The organism is Streptomyces spongiae (genome assembly GCF_009377185.1).
Lineage (GTDB): Bacteria > Actinomycetota > Actinomycetes > Streptomycetales > Streptomycetaceae > Streptomyces > Streptomyces spongiae.
In genome coordinates this window covers 1-18,127 of record NZ_VJZC01000162.1, presented here as the reverse complement: position 1 = coordinate 18,127, position 18,127 = coordinate 1, and the positions used below count along the sequence as shown (strand labels likewise).

Annotated in this window: 15 protein-coding genes; 8 read left to right on the top strand and 7 right to left on the bottom strand. The window is 71.8% G+C overall.

Translation table 11 applies throughout. The features are described 5' to 3' along the window. Positions 1 to 170: 170 nt before the first annotated feature. Complete coding sequence (locus FNH08_RS22155) at positions 171 to 701, bottom strand: hypothetical protein (RefSeq protein ID WP_322725091.1); 531 nt, start codon at positions 699 to 701, stop codon at positions 171 to 173. A gap of 260 nt (positions 702 to 961) precedes the next feature. Here FNH08_RS22155 and FNH08_RS22150 point away from each other — a divergent pair, with 260 nt between their 5' ends. From FNH08_RS22150 to FNH08_RS22140, 3 genes are all read left to right on the top strand, one after another. Next, positions 962 to 1,462 carry a hypothetical protein gene (locus FNH08_RS22150; RefSeq protein WP_152773240.1) on the top strand — a complete coding sequence of 167 codons (501 nt, stop codon included), beginning with the start codon at positions 962 to 964 and terminating at the stop codon, positions 1,460 to 1,462. A 106-nt stretch (positions 1,463 to 1,568) separates the two neighbouring features. Beyond that, entirely contained in the window at positions 1,569 to 3,482 is a 1,914-nt protein-coding gene (locus FNH08_RS22145) for an AMP-dependent synthetase/ligase (protein WP_152773239.1), read from the top strand. Between the two features lie 236 nt (positions 3,483 to 3,718). Next, entirely contained in the window at positions 3,719 to 4,999 is a 1,281-nt protein-coding gene (locus tag FNH08_RS22140) for a DUF4032 domain-containing protein (protein WP_152773238.1), read from the top strand. Here the strand turns inward: FNH08_RS22140 and FNH08_RS22135 are convergent. Continuing rightward, positions 4,960 to 5,835, bottom strand: a complete 876-nt coding sequence (locus FNH08_RS22135; RefSeq protein ID WP_152773237.1) for a universal stress protein — start codon at positions 5,833 to 5,835, stop codon at positions 4,960 to 4,962. The genes FNH08_RS22140 and FNH08_RS22135 overlap by 40 nt on opposite strands. Before the next feature lie 163 nt (positions 5,836 to 5,998). Here FNH08_RS22135 and FNH08_RS22130 point away from each other — a divergent pair, with 163 nt between their 5' ends. Genes FNH08_RS22130 through FNH08_RS22120 form a run of 3 tightly spaced genes read left to right on the top strand, consistent with a single transcriptional unit; the run spans position 5,999 to position 9,518 of the window. After that, positions 5,999 to 7,675 (top strand): FAD-dependent oxidoreductase, encoded by a 1,677-nt coding sequence (locus FNH08_RS22130; RefSeq protein ID WP_152773236.1) that lies wholly within the window; start codon positions 5,999 to 6,001, stop codon positions 7,673 to 7,675. After that, positions 7,672 to 9,168 carry an ATP-binding protein gene (locus tag FNH08_RS22125; RefSeq protein WP_152773235.1) on the top strand — a complete coding sequence of 499 codons (1,497 nt, stop codon included), beginning with the start codon at positions 7,672 to 7,674 and terminating at the stop codon, positions 9,166 to 9,168. Before FNH08_RS22130 ends, FNH08_RS22125 begins: the two co-directional genes overlap by 4 nt. Continuing rightward, positions 9,165 to 9,518, top strand: a complete 354-nt coding sequence (locus tag FNH08_RS22120) for a UBP-type zinc finger domain-containing protein (protein ID WP_152773234.1) — start codon at positions 9,165 to 9,167, stop codon at positions 9,516 to 9,518. The genes FNH08_RS22125 and FNH08_RS22120 overlap by 4 nt, the downstream gene beginning before the upstream one ends. Positions 9,519 to 9,543: 25 nt before the next feature. Here the strand turns inward: FNH08_RS22120 and FNH08_RS22115 are convergent, their stop codons facing one another. The 3 genes from FNH08_RS22115 to FNH08_RS22105 all read right to left on the bottom strand — a co-directional run bounded on the left by FNH08_RS22115 (position 9,544) and on the right by FNH08_RS22105 (position 11,776). Continuing rightward, entirely contained in the window at positions 9,544 to 10,380 is an 837-nt protein-coding gene (locus FNH08_RS22115) for a ribonuclease BN (protein WP_152773233.1), read from the bottom strand. Positions 10,381 to 10,496: 116 nt separating this feature from the next. Further along, complete coding sequence (locus FNH08_RS22110; protein WP_152773232.1) at positions 10,497 to 11,264, bottom strand: aminoglycoside adenylyltransferase family protein; 768 nt, start codon at positions 11,262 to 11,264, stop codon at positions 10,497 to 10,499. Between the two features lie 20 nt (positions 11,265 to 11,284). Continuing rightward, on the bottom strand, positions 11,285 to 11,776 hold the full coding sequence (locus FNH08_RS22105) for a VOC family protein (protein WP_322725087.1): 492 nt from the start codon (positions 11,774 to 11,776) through the stop codon (positions 11,285 to 11,287). 200 nt (positions 11,777 to 11,976) lie between these two features. Here FNH08_RS22105 and FNH08_RS22100 point away from each other — a divergent pair, with 200 nt between their 5' ends. Continuing rightward, entirely contained in the window at positions 11,977 to 13,188 is a 1,212-nt protein-coding gene (locus FNH08_RS22100) for a 4-hydroxybenzoate 3-monooxygenase (protein ID WP_322725086.1), read from the top strand. On the opposite strand, the gene FNH08_RS22095 is transcribed toward FNH08_RS22100, so the two are convergent. Then, positions 13,185 to 13,838 carry a maltokinase N-terminal cap-like domain-containing protein gene (locus FNH08_RS22095; protein ID WP_152773230.1) on the bottom strand — a complete coding sequence of 218 codons (654 nt, stop codon included), beginning with the start codon at positions 13,836 to 13,838 and terminating at the stop codon, positions 13,185 to 13,187. The genes FNH08_RS22100 and FNH08_RS22095 overlap by 4 nt on opposite strands. A gap of 223 nt (positions 13,839 to 14,061) precedes the next feature. Between FNH08_RS22095 and FNH08_RS22090 the strand changes: the two genes are divergently transcribed. Next, entirely contained in the window at positions 14,062 to 15,162 is a 1,101-nt protein-coding gene (locus FNH08_RS22090) for a TRM11 family SAM-dependent methyltransferase (protein WP_152773229.1), read from the top strand. A 27-nt stretch (positions 15,163 to 15,189) separates the two neighbouring features. On the opposite strand, the gene FNH08_RS22085 is transcribed toward FNH08_RS22090, so the two are convergent. Then, positions 15,190 to 18,127, bottom strand: a 2,938-nt coding sequence (locus FNH08_RS22085; RefSeq protein ID WP_152773228.1) for an amidohydrolase family protein, incomplete at its 5' end; no start/stop codon positions are given.

The following is an 18,127-nucleotide window of genomic DNA, read 5'->3' as shown; positions in this document are numbered from 1 at the left end:
CCCCCAGACCCCCGCTGTCGGCCTTGCGGCCTCGTCCTCAAACGCCGGGCGGGCTGAAATTCCAAGCCCCGGCCGGAGAAAAATCAGCCCCTCCGGCGTTTGAGGAGCGGGGTCCGGGGCGGAGCCCCGGGGACGGGACGGGTAGGTGCGGCGGGGGCGAGACACAACCCTCAGCCCGGCCCCTGCTCCGCCTCCCGCTGCAGAAAGCTGCTGACCTGGCAGGCCAGCCCCTCTCCGGTCCCGTCCAGGGCCGCGTCACGGCCCCGGGCATCCCCGTCCGCACCGATGCCGCCCGCCCACAGATAGCGGTCGGCCCATTCCTCGTCCGTTCTCAGCTGGATCTGAATGTCCATACGTTCGAGGGAGGAATCGACGGCCGCGGCAAAGATGACGGCCGTGGCGCGCCGCAGCGGATAGAGATCGAATCCTTCGATGAATTGGGAATTGCGCCAGTCGAGAAATGCGCTCTCGCCATCCGGGCCCGTCCGCACGTCGAACTGACCGTCCTCGACATGGATACCGAAATGCGTGCTCGCGCGGTTCTCCACCGTCACCCGGAACCGGAAATAGACGAGTCCCTCGGCCGCGTCGTCACGGCCCCGCGGAGGCTCCGCCCGCTCCACGCCGTGGACGCGTACACGCAGGCCCGCGTGCCCACCGTCGCACTCCTGCCAGTCCCCGATCACATTGGGCACGCGCACTCTCCACCTCCCGACCTCGCGAAATGCTTGTATCCACGCGCCGGACGCACTGTCAAACGGGCGAGAGATCCCGTTGCCTGCGCATTTCCGCCGAGTGATCAGCGATCAAGCCGTGCGCAGCCACGATTCGTCGCGCCACGACTGAGACGCCGATGCCCCACGTGCCACACATCACACTTCCGCAGTACTCCGCGATCGTGTGCGCACACTGTTCCTGCATGATCAGGTACGGGAAAGCGGTTGCTGGCAGACTGCCTCGCATGACGCCCTTCACGCCGACGCGCGCCCTGTTCCTGCTCACCACCGGACTGGTCTGCCTCACGACCGCGACCGGGGCGATCGTGGGCGCCCTCCTCGGGGGTGCGGTCGTCGGGCTGTCCGCGGCGGTGGGCGCGGGTGCGGCGGGTCTCGTCGGCTCGTTCCTCATACGAAGACGGGCACTCGCCGGTTTCGCCGAGGCCCAGCGGGAGGCCGGTGTGCGCGGGTACGGGGAGGGGATCGCCCACGGGGTGCTGCTGCACGTGACCGTGTACGAGGCCGCCGTCTTCCCCCGGTCCGGGCCCGGTGGTGTGACAGCCGAGGAGCGTCTGTCGCGGCGCACCGTCGCCTACCGCATGGCGGCCCTGGAGGAGGTGCCCCGCCGGGTCCGGGAGGCCGCCGCCGACGCGCTCGCCGCCCTCGACGAGGCCGACCGCGCACGCTCTGAGGAGGCGCTGGCCCAGCTCGCCGGCACCGTGCGCCAGGAGTACGCCCGGCCCTGACGGCGGGCTCCTTGCTCATTCGCCCCACGGGCGGCCACCACATGCGCTACGTTCGATTACCGCCAGTACACCACCGGCGACACGCAGGTAACGACACAGGAAGTGCATGCAGACCTTCCGGACCTCCGCCCCACCGGTCGCGCCCCCTCTGACGGGAGGGCTCGCCGACAGTGTCTTCGACGCGGCGAGCCGTGCTCCCGGCCTGCCGTTGATCGCGCGCCGCACCGACACGGACACATGGACACGAGTCAGCGCGATCGAGCTGCGGGACGAAGTGGTCGCCCTGGCCAAGGGGTTCGTCGCGAGCGGGATCCAGCCGGGGAACCGGGTGGCCATCATGGCCCGCACCCGGTACGAGTGGACCGTGCTCAGCGTCGCCCTGTGGGCGGTGGGCGCCGAGGTCGTACCGATCTATCCGACGTCGTCGCGCGACCAGGTGCAATGGATCCTCAGCGACGCGAACTGCGCCGGGGTCGTGGTCGAGGACGAGCAGGGGGCGATGACGGTCGGCTCGGTGTGCGACGGGCTGCCCGGTCTGCGTCACGTCTGGCAGCTGGACGACGGGTCGCTGGAGCAGTTGGTGGAGCGCGGCTCGTCGGTGCCGGAGCCGACCATCGACTCGCTGCGGCGGATCGTGCTGCCGGACTCGACCGCCGTGATCGCCTACACGTCCGGTACGACCGGGCGCCCCAAGGGGTGCGCGCTGTCGCACCGGGGCCTGGCGAGCCCGTGCGACACGCTGCTGGCCGGCTGGCGGCACACCACGGCACCCCAGGGTGTCCAGCCGGCGGTTCTCGCCTTCCTCCCCTTCTCGCATGTGTACGGCCTCATGATCCAGGGCCTGTGTCTGCGGGGCGGGATGCTGATGGCGCACGAACCCGATCTGCGGGAGGAAACGCTCGGCGCCGATTTCCTGTCGTTCCGGCCGACGTTTCTCTACGGCGTTCCGTCCGTCTTCGAGAAGATCTACAAGAACTTCCTCAGGCGCGCACAGGAGTCGGGCCGGGGTGCCCTGTTCGAACGTGCGGTGCGTACGGCCCAGGACTACGCCCTGGCGGTCGAGCGGCACCGTCTGGACAGGGGCAACGGACCGGGATTCGATCTACGCCTCCAGCACGCCTTCTATGAAAAGACCGTGTACCGGAGACTGCGGGCCTCGCTGGGCGGCCGGGTGTGCGGGGCGGTGTCCGGCGGTTCTCCGCTGAATCGTGATCTCGCCCTTTTCTATTCGGGAATCGGCATTCTCGTCCATGACGGTTATGGACTCACGGAGACCTGTGGCGGCATCACGGCACAGCCCGTGGGGCGGATGAAGTTCGGCACCGTGGGACGCCCGCTGCCGGGCGTGGACCTACGGGTCGCGGACGACGGGGAGATCCTGGTGTCCGGCCCGTCGGTGTTCCAGGGGTACATCAACGACGAGCTCGGCACCCGGACGGTCCTGCGCGACGGCTGGCTGGCCACCGGCGACATCGGGCGGGTCGACTCCGAGGGCTATCTCTCGATCACGGGCCGCAAGAAGGAGATCATCGTCACCAGCGGAGGGAAGAGTGTCGCCCCGGCGCCGCTCGAGGAACTCCTGCGCGTGCATCCGCTCATCCACCAGGCCGTGGTCGTCGGTGACAACCGGCCCTGCGTCGGGGCTCTGATCACGCTCGATCCCGACTTCGTGCAGCACTGGCGCCGCGCCCTGTTCGACCAGGGTGACGCCTCCGGCCCGGGAGCGCGGGAGGAGAACGCACTGCAGCAGGAGGTGCAGCGCGCCGTCGCCGCGGCCAACAGCACGGTGTCGCGCTCGGAGTCGATCCGGGTGTTCCGCATCCTGCCGGAACCGTTCGACGTGGCCAACGGACTGCTGACCCCGTCGATGAAGCTGCGCAGGGACGCCATCACGCGCAGGTACGAGGTGGAGATCGACGCGATGTACCAGTCGTCGCGCGCGGCCCGTAGGAGTCTGTCGGCCATTGACGAGTCGATGAGCTGGGACGATGCGGATGATGTGTTCCGGCGTGTGCGGTGACGTTTCTCCGGGTGCGCGACCGGAGGGGTGGCTGACGTTGTTCTCGCGGCTGCCGGTTGTGTGTGGCTGGTCGCGCAGTTCCCCGCGCCCCTAGGGGGCTGCGCCCCCTGAACGGCGAGTGAAGTACACCCTCACCAGGTTGACGTGACGGCTGTCGAAGTGCGGAGATGCTCTTCGGACACGGCGCTCGGCTGTGCCCGACCGACGCACGACCGTGAGGCGAGGGCAGGACACCGATGGCTTTGCAGATCAGCGCCACGAACCCGGAGCATCCCGCGCTGCTGCTGGACCTGCCGTGGCACCTGCCTCTGGAGGAGTGGCCCGAGGACCAGCTCGTGCCGCTGCCGCGCGGCATCTCGCGGCACGTGGTGCGCTATGCCCGCGCCGGCTCGGAGGTCGTCGCCGTGAAGGAGCTCGCCGAACGGCCCGCTGTGCGGGAGTTCGAACTGCTGCGGGACCTGGACCGGCTGGGCATCCCCACGGTGGACGCGCTGGCCGTGGTCACCGGCCGGACCGACGCCGACGGCGACTACCTGGAGCCCGTGCTGATCACGCGTCACCTGCGCGGCTCGATGCCGTACCGGTCGCTGTTCGAGACGACGATGCGGCCCGCCACCATGCATCGCCTCATGGACGCGCTGGCCGTGCTGCTGGTGCGGCTGCACCTGGCCGGGTTCGCCTGGGGCGACTGCTCCCTGTCCAACACCCTGTTCCGGCGGGACGCCGGTGCCTACGCCGCGTACCTGGTCGACGCGGAGACCGGCGAGCTGCACCCGCGGCTCAGCGACGGGCAGCGCGACTACGACCTCGACCTGGCGCGGGTGAACATCAGCGGGGAGCTGCTCGACCTGGAGGCGTCCGGCGCGCTGCACCCGTCCGTGGACCCCATCGAGTTCGGCACGGAGATCTGCGCGCGCTACCACAGCCTGTGGGGGGAGCTGACCCGCACGTCGGTGTACCCGGCGGGCAAGCACCACTACATCGAGCGGCGCATCCGTCGCCTCAACGAGCTCGGCTTCGACGTGGCCGAGATGCAGATCACCCACTCGAACAACGGCGACAGCGTCACCTTCGTGCCGAAGGTCGTCGACGCCGGTCACCACCCTCGGCAGCTGCTGCGGCTGACGGGCCTCGACGCCGAGGAGAACCAGGCGCGCAGGCTCCTGACCGATCTGGAGAGCTGGATGGCCACCCAGGACGACTACGCGCCCGGCGATCCTCTCGCCGCCCGCCCGGAGGTGCTGGCCCACCGCTGGGTCCGCGACGTGTTCCGGCCGACCGTGCGGGCGATCCCGCTGGAGCTGCGGGGGTCCATGGACCCGGCCGAGCTGTACCACGAGCTGCTCGAACACCGCTGGTACCTGTCGGAGCGGGCCCAGCACGACATCGGTCTCGACACGGCCGTGAAGGAGTACGTCGAGAACGTCCTCCCCAAGGTCCGTGCGTCGCTCCCCGATTCCGCCGTGGCCGAGGCGGTTCAGGACGGCGGTACGACGGCCACCGGGCAGGGCGCGTGATGCACCAGGGCGTGGGCGACCGAGCCGATGCGTGACCCGACCGCGCGGCGGTGGGCACGGCGCCCGGCCACCATCAGCTGGGCCTGCCCGGCCATCGAGAGCAGCACCTGGGCCGCGCTGCCGATCTCCACGTGCTCGGTCACGGGTACGTCGGGGTACCGTTCGCGCCAGGGCTTCAGCGCCTCGCCGAGGGCCTTCTTCTCGTACGGCTCCAGGCCCCCGGCCTCGTCCGCGAGTTTCATGGAGCCGGGGCTGTAGGCGAACACCGGGGGCAGGCTCCAGGCCCGTACGACGCGCAGTCCGGCGCCGCGTGCGGCGGCCGTCCCGAAGGCGAAGCCGAGGGCGGCGGAGCTGTCGTCGGGGCCGCCGTGCTGGCCGACGACTATCTCCCGGCCGGCCGCCTCGGCCTCGGGGTGGTCGTCGGAGCGGACGAGGACGACGGGCCGTTCGGTCTCGGCGAGGACCTGCTGGCCGACGGAGCCGAGCAGGAACCCGACGATCGCGCCGTGCCCGCGCGAGCCCAGCACCAGCGTCTCGGCCTCCGCCGCCGCGGGCACGAGGGACTCGACGGCCGTCCTCCCGTCCAGGATCTCGGCGGTCACGGTCAGGCCCGGGTGCCGTTCGACGACGGTCCGCTCGGTGTCCCGCACCAGGTCGCGCGCCCACTCTGCCTGGGTGTCCTGGTCCACGGTGACGGCGACGTCGGTCGGCTGCCACTGCCAGGCGTGCACGATCCGCAGGGGCAGGTCGCGGCGGACGGCCTCCCGGCCCGCCCAGGCCACGGCGGCCTTGCTCTCGGGCGTTCCGTCCACTCCCACGGTGATCGGGCGGGTCATACGGTTGCCTCTCCCTCGCTGGGTCGCTGTCGTGCGTCTTCGTACGGAGCGTTCCTTCCCCGGCGCCCGGAGTGCATCCCCCTTCCGAAGCGAAACGGGACGATCGACCATACGATGGCCGAGGGCGAGCGCCGATCGGCGTTCGGGGTGGGATGGGAGACGTATGGCGCAGTCCGCAGGCCCGGCACGGAACGTCATTCTGACCGTGGACGACGATCCGGGGGTCTCGCGCGCGGTGGCGCGGGATCTGCGCCGCAGGTACGGCGAGTCGTACCGGATCGTGCGGGCGGAGTCCGGCGAGAGTGCCCTGGAGGCGCTGCGGGAGCTGAAGCTGCGCGGTGACCAGGTGGCGGTGCTCCTGGCCGACTACCGGATGCCGCAGATGAACGGCATCGAGTTCCTGGAGCAGGCGCTCGACGTCTATCCCCGCGCCCGGCGGGTGCTTCTGACGGCGTACGCCGACACGAACGCGGCGATCGACGCGATCAACGTGATCGACCTCGACCACTACCTGCTGAAGCCGTGGGACCCACCGGAGGAGAAGCTCTACCCGGTCCTGGACGACCTGCTGGAGGCATGGCGTGCGGCGGACCGGACATGCGTGGGCGTGACGAAGGTGGTCGGGCACCGGTGGTCGGCGAGGTCGTCGGACGTACGGGAGTTCCTGGCCCGCAACCAGGTGCCGTACCGCTGGTTCTCGTCCGACGAGCCGGAGGGGCGCAGGCTGCTGGCGGCGGCCGAGGCCGACGGTGAGCGGCTGCCGCTCGTGGTCACCCCGGACGGTACGCCGCTGGTGGCGCCCGAGGACGCGGAGCTCGCGGACCGGGTCGGGCTCGCCACGACGCCGGCGGCCGAGTTCTACGACCTGGTCGTCATCGGTGGAGGACCGGCCGGACTCGGGGCCGCCGTGTACGGGGCCTCGGAGGGTCTGCGGACCGTCCTCGTGGAGCGGTCCGCGACGGGTGGTCAGGCGGGCCAGAGCTCACGGATCGAGAACTACCTCGGCTTCCCCGACGGTGTGTCCGGGGCCCAGCTCACGGGCCGGGCGCGGCGGCAGGCCACGAAGTTCGGTGCCGAGATCCTCACGGCGCGCGAGGTGACGGCTCTTGAGGTCAACGGTGCGTCGCGCACGATCCGGTTCTCCGACGGTTCCGCGATCGCCGCGCACAGCGTGATCCTGGCGACCGGCGTGTCGTACCGGCAGCTCGACGCGCCGGGCTGCGGGGACCTGACCGGGTGCGGGGTGTTCTACGGGTCGGCGCTGACGGAGGCGGCCGCCTGCCAGGGGCACGACGTGTACATCGTGGGCGGGGCGAACTCGGCGGGGCAGGCCGCGATGTATCTGGCGCGCCACGCGAAGTCGGTGACGCTGCTGGTGCGCGGCCCGTCGCTGGAGGCGTCGATGTCGCACTACCTGATCCAGCAGATCGAGGGGATGCCCAACATCACCGTGCGCACCGGCACGGTCGTGGAGGCCGCCCACGGCATGGACCACCTGGAGCAGCTCACCCTGCGCGAGCCGGCGAGCGGGCACACCGAACTCGTCGACGCCCAGTGGGTGTTCGTGTTCATCGGCGCCGCGCCGCTGACGGACTGGCTGGAGGGCACCCTGCTGCGGGACGACCACGGGTTCGTCCTGGCCGGGCCGGACCTGACCAGCGACGGCGGGCCGCCCCCGGGCTGGGAGCTGGACCGGCCGCCGTACCACCTGGAGACCAATGTGCCCGGTGTGTTCGTCGCCGGGGACGCTCGGGCGGAGTCCGCCAAGCGGGTCGCGTCGGCGGTCGGAGAGGGAGCGATGGCCGTGATGCTCGTCCACCGCTATCTGGAGCAGTCATGAGCGGGCAGCCGATGCCGTGCGACGTGGCGGAACTCAGCACGCTGTTCCTGTTCGAGAAGCTCGACGCCGAGCAGGTGGCGCGGCTGTGCCGTGAGGGACGGGTGGAGCGCTTCGAGCCGGGGCCCGTCTACACCGAGGGTGAGACCGCGACCTGCTTCTTCGTGCTGCTGGAGGGCACGGTCGTGCTGTCGCGGCGGGTCGGCGGCGACGACGTGGAGATCAGCCGGAGTTCGCAGCGCGGGGTGTACGCGGGTGCGTTCCAGGCGTATCTCGGGGACCGGGCGCGGGCGGCGGTCTACAACGGGTCGATGCGGGTGACGGAGCCGTCCCGGTTCTTCATCCTGCCGTCGGAGACCTTCGCGGCGGTCATGCGGGACTGGTTCCCGATGGCGGTACATCTGCTGGAGGGCCTGTTCTTCGGTCAGAAGAACACCCAGCAGGTCATCAACCAGCGCGAGCGGCTGCTGGCGCTGGGCTCGCTGTCGGCGGGTCTCACCCACGAGCTCAACAACCCCGCGGCGGCGGCCGTCCGGGCCACGTCGGCGCTGCGGGAGCGGGTCGCCGGGATGCGGCACAAACTCGGCATCATCGCGGCGGGTTCCTACCAGCGGGAGACCTTGCAGACGCTGGTCGAGATCCAGGAGCGTACGGCGGACCAGGTGGCCAAGGCGACGCCGCTCAGCCCGCTGGAGGCGTCCGACCGGGAGGACGCGCTGGAGGAGTGGCTCGACGACCACGGCATCGCGGGCGGCTGGCAGCTAGCGCCGACGTTCGTGCAGGCCGGCCTCGACACCGACTGGCTGGACCAGGTCGCGGCGGCCGTGACCGAGGAGACGCTCGAGGGCGCCGTGCGGTGGCTCAACTACACGGTGGAGACCGAGCTCCTGATGAACGAGATCGAGGACTCCACCACCCGTGTCTCCAGCCTCGTGGACGCGGCCAAGCAGTACTCGCAGCTCGACAGGGCGCCGTACCAGGTCGCGGACGTGCACGAACTCCTCGACAGCACGCTGCTGATGCTGACGGGGAAGATCGGTTCGCGGATCGAGGTGGTCAAGGACTACGACCGCTCGCTGCCGCGCGTCCCGGCCTATCCGGGCGAACTGAACCAGGTGTGGACGAACCTGATCGACAACGCGGTCGGGGCGATCAACGACGCCGGCGGGGAGGGCAGGCTGACCGTGCGGACGGCGCTCGACCGGGACCTGTTGCTGATCGAGTTCCGCGACACGGGCCCCGGGATACCGGCGGACATCCGCGGTCGCATCTTCGACCCGTTCTTCACGACCAAGCCGGTCGGTCAGGGCACGGGGCTCGGGCTGGACATCTCGTGGCGCATCGTCGTCAACAAGCACCACGGGAGCCTCGACGTGCAGTCCGTACCGGGCGACACGCGGTTCCAGGTGCGGCTTCCGCTGACGGCTGCGGAGTCCGACACGCCCGGGGCCCCCGAAGCACCCGAGCCGTCCACGGCCACCGAGGAGGCATCATGACCCTGCCCGCCGGAATCGACCCGAGCGTCCCGCCGAGCGGGACGGGCTGTGCGGAGTGCGAGGCCGCAGGCGGATGGTGGTTCCATCTGCGGCGCTGTGCCCAGTGCGGGCACGTCGGCTGCTGCGACAGCTCGCCCGCTCAGCACGCGAGCGCCCATGCCCGCGACGCCGCCCATCCGTTCATCCGCAGCTACGAGCCGGGCGAGGCCTGGTTCTGGAACTACGAGACCGAGGAGATGTACGAGTCCGGCCCGGACCTCGCTCCCCCGCTGGCCCACCCCGCCGACCAGCCGGTACCGGGACCGCAGGGGCGCGTGCCCTCGAACTGGCCGGAGACGCTGCGGCGCTGACAGGAGCCCGAGGGCCACTGGGGGTTCACCCCGCCCGCCGTTCCCAGGCATCGTGGACATGGCGTCCCAGCAGGGAGCCGCCGAACACCACGAACCCGACGCCGATGAGCCAGGACTGCACGATCAGAACGGTGCCGACGGCGCCGTAGGTGACCGCGTTGTCCACGATCAGCGGTGAGAACACCAGGAACGAGAACCAGCGCAGGCCCACCAGGCCCGCCACGGTGGCCAGGGCGCCCGGCAGCAGCGCCCACCACCCCACCCGCTCGCCGAGCAGGAAGTGCTGCCCCCACCAGAAGAACAGCAGGCCGAGGACGATGGTGAGTGTGATGCGGAGAGCCGACTTCCCCAGTCCCTCCCGCAGCACCGCGCCGCTCTGTGCCTCGGCGAACAGGTATCCCGTCAGCCCGGCGAGCCACACCACCTGGCGCCACACGGCGTGCCATGGTCCCGCGGGCACTTCCCAGATCCGCTCGTAGCCGTTCTGCACGCTGCTGGCGAAGGCCACGCCGAACAGGGCCAGGACGAGCACGCTGAACACGCTGGTGGTGCTCAGGACCCTCCGCGGGGCGGAGAACAGGTCGTGCACGGCCTCCGCCGGGCGCCCCGACAGGCTCATGCCGTCGATCACCCACAGGGCGAATCCCCGTTCCTGGAAGGGTGCGGCCGCCGCGACGACGATCAGCAGCGGAGCCAGGGTGACCAGGCCGAGCGCCGCGAAGCCCATGGCCCGGTGCAGGAGTTCCAGGTCTCCGCCGTGCTGCCAGAGCCGTCCGGCGGCCGAGTCGTGCCAGCGGGCCCGCAGGCTTCGATGAGCCACCACATACGCACGGTAAGCAGGCCCGGCGCCCGTCCCGGGCATGCCCGCACACCCGTGCCGACAGGCCACCCGACCGGAGTACCCGAGCACCGGAATACCGGACCACCGGAGCGATGGAGTACCGGAGCGATGGAGTGCGGCGGTGACCCCCGCGGCCTTCAGCGAACGGCCCCGTCAGCCTGGTCGCGGATCTCCTCGGCCATGCGGGCGGCGAGCGCGCGGGCCTGGGGCATGAGGGCGTGCCAGTCGTCCTGCTGTTCGCCTCGGTAGGCCGCCCGGGCGAGGGCCAGAGCCGGGCGGTGGCCGGGTGGGAGGAGGTCGAGCGCCCAGGCGGCCGCCGCGTCCTTGGACCTGATGGTGCCGGTCACGAGGGTCGTCCACACCCGGGCGAGCGTCAGGAGGACGTTGCGGGTGTCGGACTCCAGGTCGGCGAGGAGGTCCGGGACGCCCGCGACGATCGCACGGCGCAGGTCCTCGTGCGGGACGGGCGCGAGGACCTCGGCCGGTGGCGGGCCGAGCAGCGCCCTGTCACCGTGCAGCGCCATCGTGATGAGCGGCGCCAGGTCGGGGGTGACGGCGGGCCCGGGCACCACACCCCGTTCGAAGTCGTCGCGCAGCCATTCGCCGTAGAGGAACTCACAGCGCGGTGGGTAGCACCACGGACGGACGTCGTCCTGGGCGACGACGGTCACCTCCACGGGACGCGCCGGGCCGGCCGCCGCCCGCTCGCCGGAGAGACGCATGAGCCCCTCGACCAGGGCCCGCCGCTCGTCCTCGGTCGTCCGGCGGCGCGCCACGACCAGCACGTCCAGGTCGCTGCTCGGGCGCAGGCCGTCGAGCACGGCGGAACCGTGGAGGTAGGCGCCGGTGAGATCGCCGCCGAGTACCCGGCGGACCAGGTGCAGGACGTCGTCGAGCTGCGTCATGGTGGTCGTGGCCTACGGGATCAGGCCACCGACGTCCCGTACATCTCGCCGAGCGGGTCGGCGATCAGTTCGACGCGCGCGCCGTCGGGGTCGCGGAAGTAGATCGACGTGCCGCTCTCCTCCTGGTGGTCCACGCCCGCGGCGACGATCTTGTCGCGCAGGCGGCGCCAGTTGGTGGGTTCGACGGAGATGGCGACGTGGTGGAGTCCGCCGAGGACCTCCGCGTACGGGCCGAGGTCGAGGCCCGGGAAGTCGAAGAAGGCGAGCAGGTTGCCGTTGCCGAGGTCGAAGAAGAAGTGCGTGGAGCCCTTGTAGTCGCGGTTCTCGATCATCTCCGTGAGGGGGAACTCCAGCAGGTCCTGGTAGAACCGCACCGTCCGTTCCACGTCCGCGGAGAGCAGCGCGACGTGGTGCACACCGCGCGCGCTGCTCGCCGGCCGGTCAGCCGTCAGGTACCGGTCCCGGATGCGGGCGCGTTCCGTCTCGATCGCCGCGAGGTCCGCAGGGTCCACGTGAGACTCCTCAACACAGGCAGTTTGGGTTTCAATCAGTTGACGTTCGTTCACTTTAGGGCCGCGTGGCGCGTGGTCAACCAGGCGCGCGGAGGCACGTCGGGCGGCTCCGGGGGCGCATTCCGGATGGTTTCGGGCAACGGCCCTGATCGTCAGGGCACTTGAGGTCGCGGGCGGATGAGCACCCGCATAATGGTCGCGTGACCACCCCCTCCTCCGTGCCGGTGCGGCACGTTCCCGTGGTGATCGTCGGCGCCGGGCCCGCCGGGCTGACCGTCGCCAACCTCCTGAGGGCCGCCTCCGTCGACTGCGTCGTCCTGGAGACCGAGAGCCGGGAGTTCATCGAGCAGCGGCCTCGCGCGGGCTTCCTCGAGGAATGGGCGGTGCGGGCCCTGGAGCGGCACGGGCTGGCCGACCGGATCGTGCAAGGCGCGCCCACCCACACGGAGTTCGAGTTCCGCTTCGAGGGCGAGCGGCAGCGCTTCCCGTACACGGAGATCACGGGCCACCACCACTACGTCTACCCGCAGCCGCTGCTGGTGACCGACCTGGTGCGCGAGTACGCCGACGTGCGGGGTGGCGACATCCGGTTCGGCGTGCGCGACGTCGAGCTCCACGACATCGACAGCGATCAGCCCTCCGTGTCGTACTCCGCCCCGGAGAGCGGTGAACGGCGGCTGCTGCGCTGCGAGTTCGTCGCGGGCTGTGACGGGGCGCGTGGGGTGACGCGCACGGCGATGCCGGACGCGTCCACGACGGTTGCCCGGCACGATCACGGCGTGGGCTGGCTGGCGCTGCTCGCCGAGGCGCCGCCGTCCTCCGACTGTGTGATCCTCGGTGTGCACCCCCGGGGCTTCGCGGGCCACATGGCGCGCAGCCCCGAAGTCACCCGCTACTACCTTCAGTGCCCGCCCGGCGACGTCCCGGAGAACTGGCCGGACGACAGGGTGTGGTCGGAGCTCCACACCCGACTGGCGGTTGAGGGGGCGCCGCCCCTCGCCGAGGGCCGGCTCGTCGAGAAGCGCGTCCTCGACATGCACGACTACGTCACCGAACCGATGACGTACGGACGGCTGTACCTCGCGGGCGACGCGGCCCACCTCGTGGCCCCGATCGCGGCGAAGGGCATGAACCTCGCGCTGCACGACGCACTGCTCCTCGCCGACGCCCTCGCCGCTTACTGCGCCAAGGGCGACGACAGCGGGCTGCGCCGCTACTCGGCGGCGGCCCTGCGCCGGGTCTGGCAGTACCAGGAGTTCTCACAGTGGCTGTCCGAGCTGTACCACGGGCCGTCGTCCGGCGACCCCTTCCGCGCGGGCGCGGCGTCCGCGCGCATGCGCCGGATCCTCGGCTCCCCCGCCGCCGCGACCACCTTCGCCGAGCTGTTCCTGGGCAAGGGGACCGACCACTAGGGGGTGTGCAGGACGGCGAAGAGTCCCCGGGAGCGAGTGCCGTCCGGCAGCTGCCAGGCGCCGGCGACATGGCCGACGGCTCCTTCGGGAAGCAGTGGTGAGGCGTCCGGGGCGGGCCGCAGGGCCCGGTGCAGGCGGAGGGTCGTGCCCTGCGGTGCGGGCAGTTCGGTGCCGTCCTGGTCATCGGTGGCGGGGGTCGCGAGATCCGGTGCGGTGAGGCCCTCACCGGCGTAGGAACGGGTGACCTCCCGGTCGGGGGTGTCGGTGATGCTCTGCGCCTGCGCCTCGGCCCGTCCCTCGATCAGGGCCCACAACTGGGCGAGCAGCACCGGGTCGTGGCAGCCGTCGTAGGCCCAGCGCTGCCCGAGCACCCCGTGCTCCATGGTCCCGACGAGGGCGTGGTCCGCTCCGTCGAGCGGGGCGCCGCGATAGGTCAGCGGCACCAGGTAGTGGGCCGGCTCAGGGCCGGAGATGTCGGTGACCACCATGAACTCGATCCCGACCTCTCCCTCCGGGTCGTCCAGCCGGAAACCTCCGACCCTGGCCGGCTCCGGTTCGCCGGCGCCGCCGTACCACGGGCGCGAGGGCAGCCAGGAGGTGAGCAGTTCCAGCTTGGTCGGCTTGAGGGTGGTGCGATGAATGATGGCCATGTCCGAAGATTCTCACGGAACTTGACGCCCTGATAAGCTGTTTGATCATGACGTACTTCTTCCCCCTCCGCTAGCCGCTCCGTCGGCACGACGCGGGTCCACCCGGCGCCGACGACGCGGGACGGTCGTCCACCGTCCCGGGCTGCGACGTGGGAGAAAACGCCATCATGCGCATGCGGCGCGTGTTCTTTCGGCACCCCCGTCCCGGCACGCCGGCCGTCTCATGACGGCGGCGCGCCTGGTGGCGCGGTGCGTACGCGGGCTGGAGCCCGCACTGGGTACGGAGATTCTGCGGACAGGTTCCGCGACCGTCGACTGGATCGGCCACCGTGAGGTCGGCTTCCGGGCGAGGGCAGGTGACTACGACGTACGGCTGCGGACCGCTGACGACGTCTTCCTGCTGGCCCGGCGCCAAGGCGATGTCGGTCCGCACAAGAGCGACCTGGCCGCCCTGGCCGAGATGGCCCGTACGGTCGATCTGGCGGGTCTGGCCCGGGAACGCCGGGCACGCGGTGGCCCGGCCGGGTTCGGCGGCATCGAGATCTCGGCGTCCTTCCTGGGGCGCAGGACGTACAACCGTTACGACATCGAGGACGCCGTCGGCCGGGTGCTGGCCGAGCGCGCCGGGGTGCCGTACCACGCGCGTCGGCACGGCGAGCCCCCGCCGTCCGGCCACAGCGGGTGGCGGCTGACGCTGGACGGCACCCACGCCACCCTGCTGCTCCGCCTGGGGCGGCGCCCGGCACACCGACGCGCCTACAAGAACGTGACGATTCCGGGAACGCTGCACCCCCCGGTCGCCGCCGCCATGGCCCAGGCCGCCGAACTGCTTCCGGGCCAGCGGGTGCTGGACCCGTGCTCTGGGGCGGGGACGCTGCTCATCGAGGCGCACCACACGGTGCCGGGCACCACGCTGCTCGGGTTCGACCTCGATCCGGCCGCGCGCCGGGCGGCACGGCAGAACGCCGGGCAGCTTCCGGTCACCGTCAGGCAGGGTGACGCCGGTGCGCTTCCCCTGCCCGACGGCAGCATCGACCGCGTCCTGTGCAACCCGCCCTGGGGGGACCAGGTCGACGCGGGCGGACGCCTGTCCGGGCACCCGGAGCGGTGGTGGCACGAACTCGCCCGTGTCCTCACCGACGAGGGACGGGCGATCGTGCTGCTGCCCGAGGCACGCGGCCTGGGCCACGCCCTGGCACTCGGCCTGGCACCCGTCCATGTGCAGCAACTGAGCCTGTTCGGCAGCCGTCCGCTGCTGGTCCGGCTCGAACGCCAACGCGCCCGGAGACGCTCCCGGGGCCCGCGGGAAGCGGAGGTCGGCTGAGAACCCCTCAGAGACCGTCAGAACCCCTCACAGCCCATGACCGTCACAGCAGCCGTCGCGCCGCATCCGCCGCCCCACCCCGAGCCAGTCGTCCTCGGCGGCCGTGGTCCGCCGGGCCGACGGTTCGAAGGCGGCGACCAACTCCTCGGTGGCGTACGGGACTCCGCCCCTGAGGACGGACACCGTCCGTACGAGGGTGGCGAAGTCCGTGAAAGGGTCGCCGTCGACGACGGTCAGGTCGGCGAGCCTGCCCTCTTCGACGGTGCCCAGGTCGCGGTCGACGCCGAAGAGTCGGGCGGGCAGGACGGTCGCGGTACGCAGCGCCTGCGCCGGGGACATACCGCCCCGGTGCAGGGCGCGCAGGCTCAGGTGGAGGGCGAGGCCGACGGGGACGATCGGCTGGTCCGTGCCGAGGGCGACGAGGCCGCCGGCCGCCAGGATCCGCCGGTAGATGTCGGTTTCCGTGCGCAGCGCGGCGAGTTGGGCGGCGGTGGGTGGGGCGCCGGCCGCCTGCTGGACGGCGGCGGCGTCCCAGGGCGGCATCACGACGGTGACGCGGGGGTCGTCGGCGAGGGCGGGGTCCGCGCCGAGCAGGGGTGCGGAGGTGAAGGGCGTGGCGATCAGGGAGAACCCCATCCCGCGTGCGCCGTACACCTCGACGACGTCCTGGTAGGCGCGTCCCGTGGCGGTGATGGCGTGGCCGAACTCGGCGCGCTGGGTGGCCTGCAGATGGGTCGTCAGGTCCTGGCCGATCTGGACGCCCGGTGAGAGCAGGTGGCTTCCGGTCCGCACGCCGAGGCGCTCGTGTGCGAACCGGGCGGCCTCCTCCATGACCCAAGTCGGGGCCCGTACGTAGGTCTTGACGAAGTCCCAGTCCAGCGCGGCGGCCCGCTCCAGGGAGCGGCGCAGGCCCTCCCGGGTCCGGTGGGCGCGGCCCATGCTGTACGCGACGCGCGCCCCGTCGAGGAGTTCGCCGGTGGTCAGCAGCCGTGGTCCGGCGAGCTGCCCGGCGGCGACCGCCTCGCGGATGCGGGCCTGTTCGTGGGCGAAGCCGCCGAGGGAGACGGCGGTGGTGATGCCGTAGGTGAGCTGGCCTGTGGTCTGGCGTCCGCCGTAGGTGGTCTGCCAGGGGTGGATGTGCGTGTCCCACAGTCCGGGGACGACGGTCCGGGTAGAGGCGTCGATCCGTCGGAGGGCGGCTCGCCGCCCGCCGCGGTGGGGCTCCACCGCCGCGATGCGTCCACCGCGTACGACGATGTCGACGTCGTCCCGGACATCCTCGCCCGTGCCGTCCCACAGACGCCCGGCGTGCACCACCACGTCGGCGGGCGTGGGCCGGGAGCCGTCGAGCGGCACTCGGACGGTCCGGGCGGGGCCGCCGTCGGCGTCGACGAGCCGCAGCCGGGTTCCGGAGAGGTACAGCAGGGTGCGCGAGTCGCCGGACCACGAGGGGTGGTCGGCCGGTTCGGTGGTGAGGGTGCGCAGGTCGCCTCGTGGGGCGCCGTCGGGTTCGACGGGCAGCAGGCACAGGGCGGACTCGACGATCACGGCCATCCATCGGCCGTCGGGTGACCAGACGGGTCCGGAGTCGTAACGGTCGGAGATCGACGTGTGGGGCGCGACGGTGTGGAGGCGGTCGGTGCCGGTCGTCGTGTCGACGATCCGGATGACGTTGTAGCCCTCGCGGAAGCGGGCACTCAGGCGGTTGCGGTCGCACAGGGCGAGGTGGCGGCCGTCGGGTGACCAGGTGGGGCGGCCCGGCAGTCCGCCACCGCCGAGGGGTGCGGCCAGGACGCGTTCCTCGCCGGACGCCAGGTCACGGACGACGAGCCGCCCGGTCAGGTCGAGGCTGGCGAGCCGCTGCCCGTCGGGCGACAGCACCGGGAAGACCCGGCCGCCGGTCGCGAGAGGGGTCTCGTCCCCGGTGGCCAGATCATGCCGGTACACGCCGAGGAGCCCGTCACGGTCGTCGGCGTAGACGAGGGACCGCCCGTCGGGCGCCCAGGACGGGGCCAGCAGATACCGCGTGGGCGCCGAACGCCTCAGCCGCCGGGGTGGACGGCCGCCCGTACTGCCCGCGATCCACAGCGAGTTGAGGGCCGCGAACGCGATCTGCCGGCCGTCGGGCGACAGCGCGGGCAGATGGACACCCCGTACCGGACGCGCGCGGCTCTCCCCCAGGTCGTACTCCTTGGTCCGGTACCGCGGCCGCTCCACGGGGAGCACGCCCTCGAAGGGCACGGTCTCCGGCTCCTGGGGTCTGTCGGGTCGTACGAGGGTGAAGGCGCCGTCGACCGTGAGGAGCAGCTCGCCCTCCGGTGTCCAGCGCGGGGGCACCGGGGCGATGTCCCCACCGACCGGGACGGGACGACCGTCGACGACGAGGGTGCAGGAGCCGTCCGGGGAGGCCGTGGTGCGCAGGTGGGCGAGGCGGCCGTCGGGGGCGAGGGCGGGAGTCATGACCTGGGCGGCCTCGGTCTCGGTGTGCCGGACGGTGACCGGGCCGGCGCCGTCGGCGGGGACGGCGGCGATCGTGCGGGCCTCCAGGCTCAGGCCCTGGGTGGTGGTGACCGTCTTCGCGCGGACGAACAGGATGCGGGTGCCGTCGGGTGACCACGTGGGGTCGAAGTCCTCCCACGGGCCGTCCTGTAAGGGCCCGTCCTGGTCGGGCAGGCCCGTGACGCGGGTGATCCGGCCGGCGCGCAGGTCCAGGATGTGGATGCGGTACGGGCCGCCGTCCACGGGGTCTCCGCCGCGCTCGGAGGCGAAGGCGAGCCGGGTGCCGTCGGGTGACCAGGCCGGGCCGCGGTCGTCCCAGGGGCCGTCGGTGCGTTGCCGCAGGCCGGAGCCGTCGGGGCGCACGGTCCAGAGGTGGAATCCGCCGCCGCGGTAGGCGCAGAAGGCGATGAGTCCGCCGTCCGGGGCGTGCGTGGGGCGGTTGGGTTCGAGGTCCGCGGGGGTGAGG

Excerpts from the sequence above, each read along its gene's own strand:
- FNH08_RS22130 (WP_152773236.1), top strand. The coding sequence starts at position 5,999 with ATGGCGCAGTCCGCAGGCCCGGCACGGAACGTCATTCTGACCGTGGAC.
- FNH08_RS22095 (WP_152773230.1), bottom strand. The coding sequence starts at position 13,838 with ATGGCCATCATTCATCGCACCACCCTCAAGCCGACCAAGCTGGAACTG.
- FNH08_RS22125 (WP_152773235.1), top strand. The coding sequence starts at position 7,672 with ATGAGCGGGCAGCCGATGCCGTGCGACGTGGCGGAACTCAGCACGCTG.
- FNH08_RS22115 (WP_152773233.1), bottom strand. The coding sequence starts at position 10,380 with ATGCCCGGGACGGGCGCCGGGCCTGCTTACCGTGCGTATGTGGTGGCT.
- FNH08_RS22135 (WP_152773237.1), bottom strand. The coding sequence starts at position 5,835 with ATGACCCGCCCGATCACCGTGGGAGTGGACGGAACGCCCGAGAGCAAG.
- FNH08_RS22120 (WP_152773234.1), top strand. The coding sequence starts at position 9,165 with ATGACCCTGCCCGCCGGAATCGACCCGAGCGTCCCGCCGAGCGGGACG.
- FNH08_RS22140 (WP_152773238.1), top strand. The coding sequence starts at position 3,719 with ATGGCTTTGCAGATCAGCGCCACGAACCCGGAGCATCCCGCGCTGCTG.
- FNH08_RS22090 (WP_152773229.1), top strand. The coding sequence starts at position 14,062 with ATGACGGCGGCGCGCCTGGTGGCGCGGTGCGTACGCGGGCTGGAGCCC.
- FNH08_RS22145 (WP_152773239.1), top strand. The coding sequence starts at position 1,569 with ATGCAGACCTTCCGGACCTCCGCCCCACCGGTCGCGCCCCCTCTGACG.
- FNH08_RS22110 (WP_152773232.1), bottom strand. The coding sequence starts at position 11,264 with ATGACGCAGCTCGACGACGTCCTGCACCTGGTCCGCCGGGTACTCGGC.
- FNH08_RS22150 (WP_152773240.1), top strand. The coding sequence starts at position 962 with ATGACGCCCTTCACGCCGACGCGCGCCCTGTTCCTGCTCACCACCGGA.